The sequence below is a fragment of the Blautia acetigignens genome, assembly GCF_025566865.1.
In the GTDB taxonomy this organism is placed as follows: domain Bacteria; phylum Bacillota; class Clostridia; order Lachnospirales; family Lachnospiraceae; genus Blautia_A; species Blautia_A acetigignens.
Genome location: NZ_JAOQJM010000002.1, coordinates 427,735 through 444,086, shown reverse-complemented (window position 1 = coordinate 444,086; position 16,352 = coordinate 427,735). Strand labels below are relative to the sequence as shown.

The 16,352-nt window shown below is 46.0% G+C and carries 16 protein-coding genes and 7 tRNA genes; 22 read left to right on the top strand and 1 reads right to left on the bottom strand.

Translation table 11 applies throughout. From position 1 onward, the window contains the following. The first annotated feature begins 278 nt into the window (after window positions 1-278). The 6 genes from OCV70_RS04925 to OCV70_RS04900 all read left to right on the top strand — a co-directional run bounded on the left by OCV70_RS04925 (window position 279) and on the right by OCV70_RS04900 (window position 3,943). Window positions 279-449, top strand: a complete 171-nt coding sequence (locus OCV70_RS04925; protein WP_021926376.1) for a hypothetical protein — start codon at window positions 279-281, stop codon at window positions 447-449. Between the two features lie 230 nt (window positions 450-679). Beyond that, window positions 680-1,015, top strand: a complete 336-nt coding sequence (locus OCV70_RS04920; RefSeq protein ID WP_173765139.1) for a rhodanese-like domain-containing protein — start codon at window positions 680-682, stop codon at window positions 1,013-1,015. 125 nt (window positions 1,016-1,140) lie between these two features. After that, entirely contained in the window at window positions 1,141-1,683 is a 543-nt protein-coding gene (gene yfcE, locus OCV70_RS04915; RefSeq protein ID WP_262579308.1) for a phosphodiesterase, read from the top strand. 18 nt (window positions 1,684-1,701) lie between these two features. Continuing rightward, a complete protein-coding gene (locus OCV70_RS04910) occupies window positions 1,702-2,886 on the top strand; it encodes a THUMP domain-containing class I SAM-dependent RNA methyltransferase (protein WP_173765143.1) in 1,185 nt (394 codons plus the stop codon). After that, window positions 2,883-3,467: an XTP/dITP diphosphatase gene (locus OCV70_RS04905; protein WP_173765145.1), complete on the top strand. Its 585-nt coding sequence runs from the start codon at window positions 2,883-2,885 to the stop codon at window positions 3,465-3,467. Before OCV70_RS04910 ends, OCV70_RS04905 begins: the two co-directional genes overlap by 4 nt. Beyond that, complete coding sequence (locus OCV70_RS04900) at window positions 3,464-3,943, top strand: metallophosphoesterase family protein (RefSeq protein ID WP_021926380.1); 480 nt, start codon at window positions 3,464-3,466, stop codon at window positions 3,941-3,943. Before OCV70_RS04905 ends, OCV70_RS04900 begins: the two co-directional genes overlap by 4 nt. A gap of 40 nt (window positions 3,944-3,983) precedes the next feature. Here the strand turns inward: OCV70_RS04900 and OCV70_RS04895 are convergent, their stop codons facing one another. Continuing rightward, window positions 3,984-4,730 (bottom strand): LytR/AlgR family response regulator transcription factor, encoded by a 747-nt coding sequence (locus tag OCV70_RS04895; protein WP_117853145.1) that lies wholly within the window; start codon window positions 4,728-4,730, stop codon window positions 3,984-3,986. 208 nt (window positions 4,731-4,938) lie between these two features. Here OCV70_RS04895 and OCV70_RS04890 point away from each other — a divergent pair, with 208 nt between their 5' ends. The 16 genes from OCV70_RS04890 to OCV70_RS04815 all read left to right on the top strand — a co-directional run bounded on the left by OCV70_RS04890 (window position 4,939) and on the right by OCV70_RS04815 (window position 16,323). Beyond that, window positions 4,939-6,903 (top strand): clostripain-related cysteine peptidase, encoded by a 1,965-nt coding sequence (locus tag OCV70_RS04890; RefSeq protein WP_173765147.1) that lies wholly within the window; start codon window positions 4,939-4,941, stop codon window positions 6,901-6,903. A 115-nt stretch (window positions 6,904-7,018) separates the two neighbouring features. Next, on the top strand, window positions 7,019-7,555 hold the full coding sequence (locus OCV70_RS04885; protein ID WP_173765150.1) for a hypothetical protein: 537 nt from the start codon (window positions 7,019-7,021) through the stop codon (window positions 7,553-7,555). Between the two features lie 275 nt (window positions 7,556-7,830). Further along, window positions 7,831-7,905: transfer RNA gene (locus OCV70_RS04880), tRNA-Pro, on the top strand. 33 nt (window positions 7,906-7,938) lie between these two features. After that, window positions 7,939-8,009: transfer RNA gene (locus tag OCV70_RS04875), tRNA-Gly, on the top strand. Window positions 8,010-8,028: 19 nt separating this feature from the next. Next, a tRNA-Arg gene (locus OCV70_RS04870) sits at window positions 8,029-8,102 on the top strand. 5 nt (window positions 8,103-8,107) lie between these two features. Continuing rightward, window positions 8,108-8,181: transfer RNA gene (locus OCV70_RS04865), tRNA-His, on the top strand. A gap of 9 nt (window positions 8,182-8,190) precedes the next feature. Then, window positions 8,191-8,262: transfer RNA gene (locus OCV70_RS04860), tRNA-Gln, on the top strand. Window positions 8,263-8,270: 8 nt separating this feature from the next. After that, window positions 8,271-8,343: transfer RNA gene (locus tag OCV70_RS04855), tRNA-Lys, on the top strand. A gap of 63 nt (window positions 8,344-8,406) precedes the next feature. Beyond that, window positions 8,407-8,487, top strand: a tRNA-Leu gene (locus OCV70_RS04850). Window positions 8,488-8,560: 73 nt separating this feature from the next. Continuing rightward, on the top strand, window positions 8,561-9,322 hold the full coding sequence (locus OCV70_RS04845) for an RNA polymerase sigma factor region1.1 domain-containing protein (protein ID WP_021925614.1): 762 nt from the start codon (window positions 8,561-8,563) through the stop codon (window positions 9,320-9,322). Window positions 9,323-9,507: 185 nt separating this feature from the next. Further along, window positions 9,508-11,205 carry an adenine deaminase gene (ade, locus tag OCV70_RS04840; protein WP_262579300.1) on the top strand — a complete coding sequence of 566 codons (1,698 nt, stop codon included), beginning with the start codon at window positions 9,508-9,510 and terminating at the stop codon, window positions 11,203-11,205. A 302-nt stretch (window positions 11,206-11,507) separates the two neighbouring features. Next, a complete protein-coding gene (gene hflK / locus OCV70_RS04835) occupies window positions 11,508-12,542 on the top strand; it encodes an FtsH protease activity modulator HflK (protein ID WP_186901933.1) in 1,035 nt (344 codons plus the stop codon). An 87-nt stretch (window positions 12,543-12,629) separates the two neighbouring features. Then, window positions 12,630-13,493: a protease modulator HflC gene (gene hflC, locus OCV70_RS04830; protein WP_173765155.1), complete on the top strand. Its 864-nt coding sequence runs from the start codon at window positions 12,630-12,632 to the stop codon at window positions 13,491-13,493. 64 nt (window positions 13,494-13,557) lie between these two features. Next, window positions 13,558-13,830 (top strand): acylphosphatase, encoded by a 273-nt coding sequence (locus OCV70_RS04825; RefSeq protein WP_021925609.1) that lies wholly within the window; start codon window positions 13,558-13,560, stop codon window positions 13,828-13,830. 185 nt (window positions 13,831-14,015) lie between these two features. Beyond that, window positions 14,016-14,549: a MarR family winged helix-turn-helix transcriptional regulator gene (locus tag OCV70_RS04820; RefSeq protein WP_173765157.1), complete on the top strand. Its 534-nt coding sequence runs from the start codon at window positions 14,016-14,018 to the stop codon at window positions 14,547-14,549. Window positions 14,550-14,565: 16 nt separating this feature from the next. After that, window positions 14,566-16,323, top strand: coding sequence for an ABC transporter ATP-binding protein (locus tag OCV70_RS04815; RefSeq protein WP_173765159.1), 1,758 nt, complete (start codon window positions 14,566-14,568; stop codon window positions 16,321-16,323). Window positions 16,324-16,352: the final 29 nt, after the last annotated feature.

Sequence of the window (16,352 nt, the reverse complement as noted above, 5' to 3'; positions counted from 1 at the left end):
CGAAAATATTACAAGAACAGTGTTTCCACTAATCCCGCAAACCCTTATAAATACACAGAGAAATACCCGGTAGGGGAGCTACCGGGTATTTCGAGGGGAGTATAAATAATTAAATAAGGGGTTATGTAAAAAAAATTTTTGAAGGGTAAATTCTTTTTACAAGAGCAATTATAATATAAACTGGAAAAAAAAGCAATATCATTTTGATGAATATTCTTGTTGGTTTTGGGGAGAATATACAAAGTAATCCGATAACATTCAACAGGAGGAATACACAAATGGCTAAAAATTACGAATCTGAAAACAAGAACAGCAAGAATTCAACAAACAGAGCTTACGAAAGTGAGACAAATTCTCAGGACTGCAAAAACACTTACACAAAAAACAGCAGCAAAAATAAGAACCGCAATTCTTACGAGTCCGAGGAAGATACCACTTCCAAATACTAAAAGAATCTGCTGGCTGTAAAAAGCAGCACAAATAAAAGCGAAAAGGCAGAATCATACTGCCTGAAAAACAAAAGCTTGGTGAAGCCCAATAGGGCGGATCAGAAGAAAGGCACAGGACATTTGGGATTCTGTGTCTTTTTTCTGCATAATTTATCAGCCTCCATAGGAAAGTGGAAAATTTGTTCCCAACCAGAAAAATCAGCATATACTGGTTAAAAAGGGGATCTGTCATGTTTCCCGTTGAGCCGATTTCTGCCAAAATGCTGGATTACTATGTTGGGCGAAGAGATGCCTTTCTCATAGATTTAAGGAGCAGGGAAGAATACCGCACCGGACATATGAAAGGTGCCGTAAATCTGCCCTATGAGGAATTCGAGGAAATGTCAGAATACGATTTTCCCAGGGGAAAGATCCTGGTGCTGTACTGCGACCGGGGAGGGGCAAGCCTTCTGGCGGCAAGAGTGCTGGCAAGAAATGGCTATGAGACCCGAACTGTGATCGGCGGCATGAATGCATACAGGGGAAGAAATCTGATCTGTGATATAAAGTATGAGGATTCTATGTGATGTGCGTATTCTCTTGTAATTTTTCTTCCGGCATGATAAGGTAAAGAGGAAAAATGTTTCCTGCATTGGATATGCGAAAGGCCAGGAACATTTTACAGTTTAAAAACAGAGGAGAAATGAAATCTATGAAATATATGTTTGCATCAGACATCCATGGCTCTGCATATTACTGCAGGAAAATGCTGGATGCTTTCGAAAAAGAGGGGGCAGAGCGCCTGGTTCTGCTGGGCGATCTGCTTTATCACGGCCCGCGCAACGACCTTCCAAAGGAATATGCCCCCAAGCAGGTAATTCCAATGCTGAATGCCATGAAGGACAAGATCTATGCAGTAAGAGGAAACTGTGAGGCAGAAGTGGACCAGATGGTTCTGGATTTCCCGGTAATGGCAGATTACTGCATCCTTGCCATTGATGGAAAGACATTTTATGCCACCCACGGACATGTTTACAACCAGAATAATCTGCCGCCTTTATGCCAGGGAGACATCCTGATCCACGGACATACCCATGTACTGAAGGTCGAGCAGATGGAAGGCTATATTCTCCTGAATCCAGGCTCCGTCTCCATTCCAAAGGAAGGAAATCCGCCTACATATGCAGTGCTTGAGGATGGCATTTTTTCCATTAAGGATTTCCATGGAAATATTGTAAAAAGCATTGCACTTTAAGAAGGGAAAATACGGTAAATGAGTACGGAAAAATTTGAACTGATCGCACCCTGCCATTTTGGCCTGGAAGCGGTTTTGAAACGGGAAATACTGGATCTTGGCTATGAGATCAGCAAGGTGGAAGACGGCAAGGTTACCTTCCTGGCAGATGCCCAGGGAATTGCGGATGCCAATGTTTTCCTGCGCACAACAGAGCGAATCCTTCTGAAGGTTGCAGAAGTAAGAGCAGAGACCTTTGACGAGCTGTTTGAGGCCACCAAGGCTCTTCCATGGGAGCGCTACATTCCCCAGGACGGCAAGTTCTGGGTGGCAAAGGCCAACTCTGTAAAGAGCAAGCTGTTCAGCCCCTCTGATATCCAGTCTATAATGAAAAAAGCCATTGTAGAGCGTCTGAAGGGTGTTTATAACGTATCCTGGTTTCCAGAAGACGGGGCAAGCTTCCCCATCCGTGTGGCATTTATGAAGGATGTGGCAACCATCGGCATTGATACCTCAGGCGTTTCCCTTCACAAGAGAGGCTACCGCCAGATGACAGTTAAGGCGCCGATCACCGAGACGCTTGCCAGCGCCCTGATCATGCTGACCCCATGGAAAAAAGACCGCAGCCTTGTGGATCCCTTCTGCGGAAGCGGAACCTTCCCAATTGAGGCTGCCATGATGGCTGCTGATATGGCGCCTGGCATGAACCGCTCTTTCCTGGCAGAGGACTGGAAGCACGTTGTGCCAAGAAGATGCTGGTATAACGCCGTAGAAGAGGCGCAGGACCGCGTAAACTTAAAAATTGAAACCGATATCCAGGGCTATGACATTGACGCGGAAGCCCTCAAAGCAGCCCGTGCCAATGCTAAGATGGCAGGGGTAGACAGCCTGATCCATTTCCAGCAGCGTCCGGTAAAAGAGCTTCATCATCCCAAGCCATACGGATTTATTATCACCAATCCCCCATACGGCGAGCGTCTTGAGGAAAAAGCAGCCCTGCCCCAGCTTTACCGTGAGATCGGTGAGAGCTATCGCGGCCTTGATAAGTGGTCCATGTATTTGATCACCTCTTATGACAAAGCAGAGAATGACATTGGCCGGAAAGCGGATAAGAACCGTAAGATCTACAACGGAATGCTGAAAACATATTTCTACCAGTTCCTTGGACCAAAGCCCCCGAAGCGCAGCCAGTCCCAGGAAAAGAAAGAAGGCACCATATCATGAAAAAAATTATTTTTGCAACAGGAAATGCAGATAAAATGAAAGAAATCCGTGAGATTCTCGCAGATCTGGATGCGGAGATCCTGTCCATGAAAGAAGCTGGAATCCAGGCGGATATTGTAGAGGACGGCAAAACCTTCGAGGAAAATGCTGTGATCAAAGCCACCACTATCAGCAAGCTGACAGGCGAGATCGTGCTGGCGGATGATTCCGGGCTGGAAATCGATTATCTGAATAAGGAACCAGGCGTTTATTCTGCTCGATATATGGGAGAGCACACAGATTACCATACGAAGAATGCCAGTCTGATTAAGAGACTGGAAGGGGTTCCGGATGAGAAGCGTACCGCCCGTTTTGTCTGTGCCATTGCAGCTGCTTTTCCAGATGGAAGAGTGGAAACTGTAAGGGAAACCATGGAAGGCAGAATCGGCTATGAGGAAAAAGGAGAAAACGGCTTTGGCTATGATCCTATCTTTTTCCTGCCGGAATATGGCTGTACTTCTGCGGAACTGTCAATGGAAGAGAAGAATAAGATCAGCCACAGAGGAAAAGCTCTGCAGGCAATAAAGGAAGAACTGCGATGAAAATACTGATTGTCAGCGATACCCACGGAAGAGACGAGAAGCTGGAAGCTGCGGTCGCAGTGGAGCAGCCCTTTGATTATCTGATCCATTGCGGCGATGTGGAGGGAAGAGAGTTTTTTATTGAAGCTCTGGCAGAATGTCCCTGCACCATTGTAGCCGGGAATAATGATTTTTTCAGCGACCTTCCAAGAGAGGATGAGATTGTTCTGGAAGGGCATAAGATCATGGTAACTCATGGACACAATTACGGTGTTTCCATGGACCTTTACGGAATTTCAGAGGAGGCGGCAGCCAGAGAATGCGAGATGGTATGCTTCGGGCACACACATAAGCCGGTAATCGAGAAGAAAAATGGCGTACTGGTAATCAATCCCGGCAGCCTTTCTTTTCCAAGGCAGGAGGGCCGTCAGCCAAGCTATGCAGTGATGGAATTGCACGAAGGAGAAGAACCGGAAGTGGAGATCCGGTTTTTATAATAAAAAAACAGAGCGCACCTGATGTGATGTCGGGTGCGCTCTATGTATTCCAGCCTTTGTTTTTCTGCTCCTGGCGAAGCTGGCTGAACTGGTACTGACGGAAGGTGAGGGCAAGCTCTTTGGCCTTACGGATCCGCAGGGGAAAACGGGAGCCGTCTGTCATAATGCAGCTGTTGTTTTCCATATTGAAAATGTAATCCATGTTCAAGATCAGGCCTTTGTTGATCACCAGAAAGCGGCAGTCCTCGCCTGTAAGCTTCAGAAATTCCGAGGCTGTCATGCGGGTGCGTACAAGGCTGCCGTCCTTCAGATGGATATCCAGATAATGGGCATCTGTGGCGGCAGACTGGATGTCCGACAAAAAGACCGGAATATTCTGTCTGTTGCTGTTCACTTCAATATAGCGTGAGTTTCCAGGGAGAAGCTTCTGTGCATCTAGGAGTACCTGGAAAACTCTGCTTCTGGTAATTGGCTTCAAAATATAATCAAAGGCATGGCAGGAAAAAGCATCCGGCATAAAATCACTGCTGGATGTGAGGAAAACAAGAAGAGAATTGTCGTTTCCCTCACGGAGCTTTTGGGCTGTTTCAATGCCATTTCCATTTTTCATAAAAATGTCAAGAAAAATAATTGAATAAAAACCGGGCTGCCAGCTTTTCAAAAAATCTTCGCTGCTGGAAAAACGGAAAATCTCTGGCTGGATGGTGTGCTGCGCTGCAAATTCAAGGCAGAGCTTTTGCATTTCGTCCAGATAAATCCTTTCATCGTCCACAAGGGCAATCTTCATGTCGTTCACATCCTTTGCATTCCCATCCTGTTATTCCCAACCAGTGTAGCACACTCTGCGCTTTTTTGCCAGAAAAAAGACGTTCCTGCCAGATGTATTGTGGAGATCTGGAACAGGACTTATAATGAAAAAAATGAAAGCAGTTCTGATAAAACGGACATGTCACCAGTGTGGACATTACCATATATGAAAAGCAGGAGGAGACGGTATGAAGAGAAAATGCGCAGTAAAAACAGCGGGTTCCCTTTTATTAGCCGGGGCACTGGCATTTGCACCACAGGGGTCTTTCCTTGGAAATATGCAGGGAATAAAGGCAGTACAGGCCGAGGAAACGGATGACTGGGCCATCTACTGGTACCTGTGCGGCAGTGATCTGGAAAGCAATTATGGAAGTGCTACAGAGGATCTTAGTGAGCTGATGGAAGCAGAACTTCCGGAAAATGTGAAAATTGTTATAGAAACAGGCGGAAGCAGCCAGTGGCAAAATGAGACGGTGGAAGCGGATTATCTGGAACGGTATGTGTACAGCAGTGAAGGCTTTGAGTGTGTGCAGCAGCTGGATTCGGCCAATATGGGAGAGAGCAGCACGCTGGCAGACTTCCTGGAATTTTGCAGGGACAATTATCCGGCAGAGCATACGGCAGTGATTTTCTGGAATCACGGAGGCGGAAGTGCTGGCGGCGTGGCTTTTGATGAGCTGTATGGCTATGATTCCCTTTCCCTGGCAGAAATTTATGACGCCTTTGATTCGGTTTATGAATTGTCTGAGGAAAATCCTCCCCTGGAACTGGTGGGATTTGATGCCTGTCTGATGGCGACTGTGGATACCGCCAATGCTTTTTCCGATATTGCCCGCTATATGGTGGCAAGCGAGGAAACAGAGCCGGGAAACGGCTGGTATTACACAGGATGGGTCCAGGCCCTTGCAGATAATCCGCAGATGGACGGGGCAGAGCTTGGAACTGTGATCTGCGATACCTATATGGAAGGCTGTGAGATGTACGGCACAGAGGACGAGACTACTCTTTCCGTGGTGGATCTTGGCAAGATCGGTGCAGTGCTTACTGCATATGATAATATGGGAAAAGAGGCGCTTTCCTACGCCTGTGAGGATCCGTCCTTCTTTTCCTGCTTCGGGCGAAATGCGGAATATGCGGAGAACTACGGCGGCAACACAAAGGACACTGGATATACCAATATGGTAGATTTGAGGGACCTGGCGGAAAATAACCGGGATATTCTTACGGATACCTGTGAGGATGTGATCGCGGCGCTGGAAGACTGTGTGGTTTATAAGGTAAACGGCTCTTACAGGCAGCAGGCGGGAGGCTTGTCCTGTTATTATTCCTATGATGGAAACCTGTCGGATTTCAATATTTATTCGGAAATTGGTGCCAGCGAATCCTTTAAATATCTTTACGGCTATGCGCTTAGCGGCAGTCTCAGTGAAGCGGGACAGCAGTATGTGGAAGAAATGGGATATGATGAGGTACCAGAGATTGCTACCCTGGAAACGGCTGAAGATTCCGATTATCCGGTTTACGTCAATGATGACGGCTACGGCGTAATGGAGCTTTCCATGGATACGGTGAATATGCTGAAGGGCGTTTACTGCCAGCTGGCTTATTTTGATGAGGAAGAGGATATTCTTCTGTACCTTGGACGGGACAATGACATTAATATGGACTGGGAGAACGGCGTGTTTACCGATAATTTCCGGGGCGTGTGGGGTGCAATAGACGGTTATCTGGTGTATATGGATATTATTTATGAAGGCGAGGACTATAACCTGTACAGCGTGCCGATCCTTCTGAATGGCGAGGAATATCAGCTTCATGTGGTATATGATTACAATGAGGAGGATTTCCAGATCCTTGGAGCAAGAAAAGGGCTGGATGACAATGGAATGTCCGACCGTAATCTGGTGAAGTTAAAACCAGGAGATGAGATTACCACCCTTCACTATGGCGGAACCCTTTTCGGCGATGATGAACTGGAACTGGTGGAGGTAGATACCTTCACCGTTACAGAGGACACCGCTTTTGGCGAGGAAGATCTGGGAGATGGAACCTTTGCCATGATGTTTGAGCTTGTGGACGCAAGAAATGAAAGTGCCACTTCGGATGTGATTCTGTTTACTGTAGAAGACGGGGAGATTCAGGCTGAGGCGTAGAAGCAGTAATGATCAGGACTACTGAACAGCTAAAAAATGCTTATGTGATAAGCATGGTTTGCAGTGGTGGATGTACAGATATTTCATGGAAAATAAAAACAGGAGGATTTTATTTATGAAGAGAAAAGTTGTATTAGGAATGGCAGTATTTATGACGGCAATAATGGTTCCGGCACAGGCATTTGCGGCAAAGCCTACAGGAGGCGGAGATTATCTGTCCGGTACTCAGGAAGCTGTGGAAAGCGGCGACCTGGATGTAAACGAAGCAATAGCGACCATGATGGAAGGCTTTGAGGATGTTTATTACGGCACTTACAATGAAAAAGAGGGCACGGATATTCTGATGGCATTTGATTTTGAGAATGCAAACGGACTGGTGGCGATCATTAACACAGAGAAATCAGAACTGGTCTGGGCATGTATGGGCGTTCTCGGGGAGGATGAAGAGTCGGAAGGCACCTATATGGTTTATGAGGAAGCAAATGACATGAAATTTACATTTACTTTCGAGGATGAAACAGAGACAGACATGACCATTGGCGTTGAGGGCGGTACCCTGACTCTGGAACGGCAGGAAACAGATCTGCTTGCCTCATTCTTTGAGACCATGCTTACCGGCGGATTTGCCCAGACGGAAGATGGAGCGGAATAAAAAATTCGGAAAAGTTTTTTGAAGAAATTTTAGGAAAAATAGGAAAAACGAGGTCCAAAAAGGGGAAAATGGAGGCGGCAGAAATGCCGCCAGCCCTTATTTTATGCGGGTTTCCGGGAGTTGTTCTATTTTTTGAAAAAAATATAAAAAAATGTAAAAAAAGGTGTTGACAAATGGAAGACCATATAATATAATAACTCTTGCCTTGAGCGAGAGAAAACAAATTCTTGAGAGATCGAGGAATGACAACTTCATAGAAATGATGTTGTAAACATCGGGGTGTGGCTCAGTTTGGCTAGAGCGCCTGGTTTGGGACCAGGAGGCCGCAAGTTCGAATCTTGTCACCCCGACTGCTGTAACAACATTACCGTTTCAGCGTAAATGCGGGTGTAGTTCAATGGTAGAACACTAGCCTTCCAAGCTAGATACGTGGGTTCGATTCCCATCACCCGCTTCTCTGATGAAGAGAGCATGTGTCAGTAGCTCAGCTGGATAGAGCAACGGCCTTCTAAGCCGTGGGTCGGGGGTTCGAATCCCTTCTGACACGCTGTGGTGGATATAGCGCAGTTGGTTAGCGCGCCAGATTGTGGCTCTGGAGGCCCAGGGTTCGAATCCCTGTATCCACCCTTTGCCTTTGGGCTATCGCCAAGCGGTAAGGCACAGCACTTTGACTGCTGCATTCGCTGGTTCGAATCCAGCTAGCCCAGTCTTATATGGAGCATTAGCTCAGTTGGTAGAGCACTTGACTTTTAATCAAGTTGTCCGGGGTTCGAATCCCCGATGCTTCACTGCTAATGAGAACCGGAAGCCTTTTGATAAGGTGTTCCGGTTTTTTAAATAATATAGCATATGCGGATGTGGCGGAATTGGCAGACGCGCCAGATTTAGGTTCTGGTGTTTACGACGTGCAGGTTCAAGTCCTGTCATCCGCAGCGAATGAGGAATGATCCGGATCAGTTCTTCGTAAGAAGAATAGGTTCGGATTGTTTAATATGGAGGAACAGAATGGACGTTGTTCAGTTTCAGGAAAAATTAAGAGAAATTTGTGATCTGGGAAAACAGAATGGGAATCTGCTGACACATGAGCAGATCCGGGAGCATTTTGCAAGTACAGATCTTGAGACCAGCCAGATGGTGAAGGTCCTGCAGTATCTGAAGCTGCAGGGAATTACAATAGAAGGGGAAGAAAATGCAGCCCAGGCGGAGGAAGCAGCCGGGGAGGCAGAAGCTCAGCCCAATGGAACCAAGACACCTCTTACCCCGGAGGAAGAAGCTTATCTGAAAGAATACCTGTCAGAGGTAAGCACTGGGAAGGAAGTAAGCCAGGAAATGGTCCATACGCTTTTTGAAAATCTTGCAGATGGGGATGCTCTTGCAGAAGCTGCACTTACCAGTATTTATTTGCCGGTAGCGGCAAACATGGCAGCAGACATGAACTGCGCAGAGATTCACCTGGCAGATTTGATTCAGGAAGCTAACGTAGTGCTTCTTACAGCATTGTCTGATCCGGAAGCAGAGCATAAAGATGACCCATGGCTGCGTCTTCAGCTGCGCAAGGGAATTATTGCGGCCATTGAAGACCAGACACAGCAGAAGTTCCAGGATGACTGCCTGGTAGCCAAGGTGGAGAAGCTGGAATCCGCGGTAAAGGATCTCACAGATGACGACGGTGAGAACCGTTTTACCATTGATGAGCTGGCTGTAATCCTTGATATGAATGTGGATGAGATCCGGGATATCCTGCGTCTTACCGGAGATGATAAATAAAAATTAACAGAGCATTTGAAAAGCATCGAATTTTGACGACCTCAATCGTTTAGAATCCGATGCTTTTTTTATTTCCCTTCAAATTCTCGTTGCTATTTTACCATACAAGTGTTAATATCATAAATAATAATCAAAATATTTTTGCGTATAATAAAATATTGTTTGAAAATGAAAGGAGGATACATATGAATTTGGAAAAATATCAGCAGTATTCCAGAATCGCAAGAGGTCTGGAACAAGCAGATCTGGTGTTAAAAGATGCAAGAATTATCAACGTTTTTACAGAAGAGATCATTCGCGGAGACATTGCCATTCAGGATGGGATCATAGCAGGAATCGGCAGCTTCCAGGGCAAAGAAGAACGGGATCTTGGCGGAAAATATGTTTGTCCTGGATTTATTGACAGCCATCTGCATCTGGAATCCACGCTGGTAACGCCCGCAGAGCTGGTGACTGTAGCTTCCCGCCACGGAACCACCACTTTTATTGTGGATCCCCATGAATCTGCCAATGTATCCGGTCTTGCCGGCATTGACTATATTCTGGAACAGACGGAGGATGTAAAGGCAAATGTGTACGTGATGATGCCTTCCTGTGTTCCGGCGACCGGAATCGACGATAACGGCTGTACACTTACTGCACAGGATATGGCTCCTTATCTGAACAACAGCCGTATTCTGGGGCTTGGCGAGGTGATGGACAGCATTTCCGTGGTACAGGGAGACAAGGGCATGCATGACAAGCTGGAGCTTTTTGAAGGCAGGATCCGGGACGGTCATGCACCGTTTCTGGAGGAAGGGGACCTTCAGGCCTACGCCATGGCGGGAATTGCAACAGACCATGAATGCAGCTTCTTTGACTATGCCATGAGAGAAAGAAGAAATGGCCTTACCATACTGATCCGCGAGGGCAGTGCAGCCCGGAATCTGGAAGCGCTTGTAGGCGGCCTTGTACAGAGAAAAATGAACGGCGAGGGCTTCTGTTTCTGCACAGATGACAAGCACATTGAGGACATTCAGCAGGAAGGCCACATTGACCACAACGTGCGAAAAGCAATCCGTCTAGGCATGAACCCGGTTTCCGCGATCAAAATGGCAACCATCAATGCCGCCAACTGCTATGGATTGAAAGACAAAGGGGCAATAGCACCTGGCAGACAGGCAGACCTTCTTGTTCTTTCTGATCTTGTAAATGTAGAAGTTGAAGACGTGTACTACAAAGGACAATTGATAGATAAAAATGAGAATATTGTTATAAAACCATGTGCGTCTGAACTGAAAAACACCGTGCATGTGGCAGAATTTTCAAAAGAAGCCTTTCATCTGGAATCCAAAGACGGTACTTTCCCGGTGATCCTGTGTGAGGAAGGACAGATCACAACCAGAAAAGGAACCCTGAAAGCTTCCGATGGTCCATGCGAATTCCAGCCAGACGATGACTACCAGAAAATTGCAGTGGTAGAGCGCCACAAGGCAACGGGAAAAATCGGCAGAGGCGTGATCGGCGGCTTTGGCATTCGAGGCGGCGCTATCGCATCCAGTGTATCCCACGATTCCCACAATATTATTGTAATCGGCGACAATGATGAGGATATGGAGCTTGCCGTGCGGGAACTGATTCGCACCCAGGGAGGTTATACCATAGTGGAAAATCATAAAGTATTTGATACCCTGGCGTTGCCTGTTATGGGACTGATGAGCGACAAAGGATTTGAGAAAGACAATGCCACGCTGAAAAGAATGATTCAGAAGGCTCATGATATGGGAGTAAAAAAAGGCCACGATCCCTTTATCACCCTGTCCTTTATGGCACTTCCAGTAATCCCTCAGATCCGCATCACTCCTCGTGGCGTGTATGATGTAGAAAACGGAAGTTTTTATTAAAAGACTGAATTTTCATACAAAATAAAGATAATATAAAAAGTGTAAAAATATTTCTTGACATTTCATAAAAGAGATGATATGATACCGATCAAAGAAAAGGGAGTAGCGGCCACGAAGAGAGAACCAGACAGGTTTTTCTACGAAATGGTTCATAAATGCGTCAGAACGGTAGATTAAGAATACCCGCATTATGAGAAATCAGCGAGACTTTTATTTGGGGCATGAAACATGTGCCTGAAATAAAAGTCTTTTTCTTTTCTTTGGAAACGATTATGGTTTGGAAAACGTATGGAGGAGAAAACATGAGCGAAATGAATCAGGAGTTTGAAAACGAAAGCGTAAACCCATCAGAAGAGCCGTCGAAAGTTCCTGAAAATCCAAAAAACAAAACAGGAAAGCGGGTAAAGTATCTGGTGGCAGGAGCCCTGGGACTGGTGATCCTAAGCGGGCTGGTGAAGGATTCTGTTTATCAGATCCAGGAGCAGGAACAGGCTGTGCTGACTACCTTTGGGGTTCCCAAGGCAGTGCCGGAAACAGGACTTCATTTCAAGCTGCCGCTGGTACAGAAAATCCAGAAGGTAAACACCACCATCCAGGGTTTTCCAATCGGGTACAGCGTGGTAAACAATGAGGTTGTGGAAAGTGAGAGCATTATGATCACTTCTGATTATAACTTTATTGATGTGGATTTCTTTGTGGAATACAGGATCACCGAGCCGGTGAAATACCTGTACGCATCCGGAGAACCGGAGGAAATCCTGAATAATATTGCCCAAAGCTGCATTCGTACTGTGATCGCAAGTTATAACGTGGACGAGGTTCTTACCACAGGAAAGGGTGAGATCCAGAGCAAGATCAAAGCGATGATTTTGGAACAGATGGAGGAACAGGATATTGGAATCCAGCTTGTAAATATCACCATCCAGGATTCGGAGCCGCCTACACAGGAAGTTATGAAAGCTTTTAAGGCTGTGGAGACTGCCAAGCAGGGAAAAGAAACTGCTTTGAACAATGCCAACAAATACCGAAACGAGAAGCTGCCAGAAGCCCAGGCACAGGCAGACCAGATCGTCCAGGATGCCCAGGCACAGAAGCAGGTTCGTATCAATGAAGCAGAGGCAGAGGTTGCCCGGTTTAATGCAATGTATGAGGAATATGTAAAGAACCCGCAGACCACGAAAATCCGTATGTTTTATGAGACAATGGAAGAAGTGCTTCCTGAAATGAAGATTATTATTGACAACGGGGACGGCGTTCAGAAAATACTGCCTGTGGATTCCTTTGCCGCAGAGAATACGCTGGATACGGATACCCAGAATACAGATACAGAAAAGTAAAGGAAATTCAGAACCTGTACATAGAAGCAAAAGGGACAGATAGCCTTTGCGTGATATCACCATATAGGAAAAATGAGGGAGACTATTATGAAGATGAAAAATATTGCTGTAATAATCGGAATCGCAGTTGTGGTGCTGGCTGGTGCATCGGTGACGGTAACCCAGCAGAATGAATATAAGCTGATCCGTCAATTTGGTAAGATTGACCGGGTGATCAGCGAGCCTGGCATCAGCTTTAAGATTCCATTTATCGAAAGCACCCAGTCGCTTCCCAAAGAGACCCTGCTGTACGATCTGGCTGCATCTGACGTAATTACCAAGGATAAAAAGACTATGATCAGCGACAGCTACGTGCTCTGGAGAATCCAGGATCCGCTTAAGTTCGCCCAGACCTTAAACTGTTCTCTGGAAAGCAGCGAGAGCAGGATCAACACGGCAGTATATAATGCTACCAAAAATGTGATCAGCAGTCTGTCACAGGATCAGGTGATCACAAGCCGTGACGGCGAATTATCGGAACAGGTGATGGATGCTATAGGAGATAACATGGAGCAGTACGGAGTCCAGCTGATCAAATTTGAAACAAAACGGCTGGATCTGCCGGATGATAATAAGGCAGCTGTCTATGAGCGAATGATTTCCGAACGGGACAATATTGCAGCTACCTATACTGCAGAGGGAAACTCTGAGGCAAAGGTGATCCGAAATACCACAGACAAGGATGTGACCATTCAGATCTCCGATGCGAAAAAACAGGCCGAGATTCTGGAGGCAGAAGGTGAGCAGGAGTACATGAAAATTCTTGCCCAGGCCTATGGAGAAGAGGAAAGAAGCGAATTCTATTCCTTTGTAAGAAGCCTGGATGCGCTAAAGGCATCCATGAAAGGCGGAAACAAAACCATTATTCTGTCATCAGATTCTCCTATCGCTCAGATTTTTGAAGGAAAATAAAAGAAAAAATCTTGCATCTGTCTGGCCTGACGTATATCATAAGGAATATAAGGAGTGACGTACAATGGCGAAAGTAAGAAAACACATATATTTTTCAGGCCAGGTGCAGGGCGTGGGATTCCGTTATCGTGCAACCAATGCAGCGAGAGCCAATGGCCTTACCGGATGGGTGGATAATCTGTGGGACGGCAGAGTAGAGATGGAGGTACAGGGAGAGCTTTCCCAGATTGAAGAAATGATCCAGGAAATCCAGAGCGGGAGCTTTATCCGCATAGAGAAATACCAGATGGAGGATCTTCCTGTTGATGAAGAAGAGTGGAGCTTTTACGCCCGCTGAATCTTCTGGCTGATGAGAAAATATAGTTGACAATTAAAAAAACACCACTTATAATAGTTCGTACACGAACAGTTCGAATCCGAACAATTCGCGCGCGAACTATTTTTATGGCCGTGAAAGTGTGAACGAGGGAATACCGCTGGAAATTGCGGAACTCGGACACATGCCTGTGAAAGAAGGGAAATATGGAAGTACAAAAGAAAGAATGTGGCCCGGGGAAAGGGGAATGGACCGGCAGACACATTGGACGTGAGCTGCACACGCTTGATATGATGATAGGCCGTCTTGTAAATGCATATCAGTCCAAAGTGGATGAGAAAGCAGGAATCAATCGGATGCAGGGCTGGATCATCGGTTATCTTTACCGACATTCAGACGAAGATGTTTTTCAGAAAGATCTGGAAGCGGAATTTCAGATGGCTCGTTCCACAGCTTCCGGAATTCTTCAGTCTATGGAGAAGAAACAGCTGATTATCCGTGAATCCATACCAAGGGACGCCAGACTGAAGCGTCTGGTGCTTACTCCGAAGGGAATGGAGTTTCAGATGGAAATCATTGATAACTTTGCCCGTATCCAGAAGGCACTTAGCGCCGATATTCCTGAAAAGAAGCTGGAGGAATTTTATGAGACTGCGGACATGATCCGGGAAAATGTTGTCAAAGCCTTCCAGGAGGCAGGAGAAATAACCGAGCCAAAAAAAGTGATTAAGAAACAATAAGAAAGGGGAGAACCTGATGATAAAAACACTACTTGCTCAGGTAAAAGAGTTCAAGAAGGCATCCTTCCTCACTCCGGTATTTATGATACTGGAGGTTGTGGTAGAGACACTGATTCCGCTTGTAATGGCAGATATGATCGATCATGGCGTAGAAGCGGGAAACATCAGTTATCTTTATCAGAGAGGTGCCATTATGGCTCTTCTTGCTGTTGCAGGGCTTGTTACAGGTATTTTAGGTGGAAAGTACGGAGCATATGCTTCCTCCGGCTTTGCCCGTAACCTGCGTAAGGCCATGTATACCAATATTCAGACATATTCATTTTCCAACATTGACAAATTCAGCACAGCCAGTCTGATCACTCGTCTGACTACTGACGTGACTAATCTGCAGAATGCGTACCAGATGATCCTGCGTATGTGTACCCGTGCTCCGGCCAGCCTGATCTGTGCTATGGCAATGGCGTTTATGATCAATGCCAGAATCGCCAGCATTTATCTGATCGCAGTCATTTTCCTGGGATGCTTTCTTGTGTTTATTATGCGCAAGGCAACGAAATATTTCCAGGAAGTATTTGAAAAGTATGATGACCTTAATGCCAGTGTGCAGGAGAATATTAATGCAGTGCGCGTGGTAAAGGCCTACGTTCGTGAGGACTATGAGACAACTAAGTTTCAGAAGGCCTGTAATAAGGTTTATGAAATGTTTGTAAGAGCTGAGAAGCTGGTTGTTATGAATATGCCGGTTATGCAGTTTATTGTTTATGCATGTATTCTTGGAATCAGCTGGCTGGGTGCAAAGATGATTGTCGGCGGCAGTCTGACAACTGGTGAACTGATGAGCCTTCTTACATATTGTATGAATATTCTTATGAGCCTGATGATGCTCTCCATGGTATTTGTCATGGTTACCATGAGTGCGGCAAGTGCAGAGCGTGTATCTGAGGTTATCAATGAGAAGGCAGATCTTGCAGATCCTCAGAATCCGGTTATGGAGGTTGCTGATGGAAGCATTGTATTTGACCATGTTGATTTCAGCTACAAGAAAGACAGTAAGGAGCCGGTGCTCAAGGATATTAATCTTTCCATTCATGCCGGTGAAACGATTGGTATCATCGGTGGAACAGGAAGCGCCAAGTCCAGTCTTGTCAATCTGATCAGCCGTCTTTATGACGTAAGCTCCGGTTCTGTGAAGGTTGGTGGTGTGGATGTGCGCAAGTACCATATGGACAGCCTTCGTAATCAGGTGGCAGTTGTACTTCAGAAGAATGTACTGTTTTCCGGGACAATTTTGGAAAACCTGCGCTGGGGTGATAAGGATGCTTCGGAGGAAGAATGCCGGCGCGTATGTCAGCTTGCCTGCGCAGATGATTTCATTGAGAAAATGCCGGACAAATATCACACCTATATTGAGCAGGGAGGAACTAACGTTTCCGGTGGTCAGAAGCAGCGTCTGTGTATTGCCAGAGCACTTCTTAAGAAACCGAAGGTTCTGATTCTGGATGATTCTACAAGTGCGGTGGATACTGCTACAGACGCCAGAATTCGAAAAGCCTTTGCAGAAGAAATTCCGGATACAACTAAGCTGATCATTGCACAGCGTATTTCCAGTATTCAGAGCGCGGACCGTATTATTGTTATGGATGAGGGACGGATCAGCGGATTTGGAACTCACGAAGAATTAATGAAGAACAATGCTATTTATCAGGAGGTTTATAATTCCCAGATAAAGGGCGGCGGAGATTTCGATGAGAACAAAGGAGGTGAGCAGGCATGAGCAGTAATAAACCTATAAAAGGCCCGGGA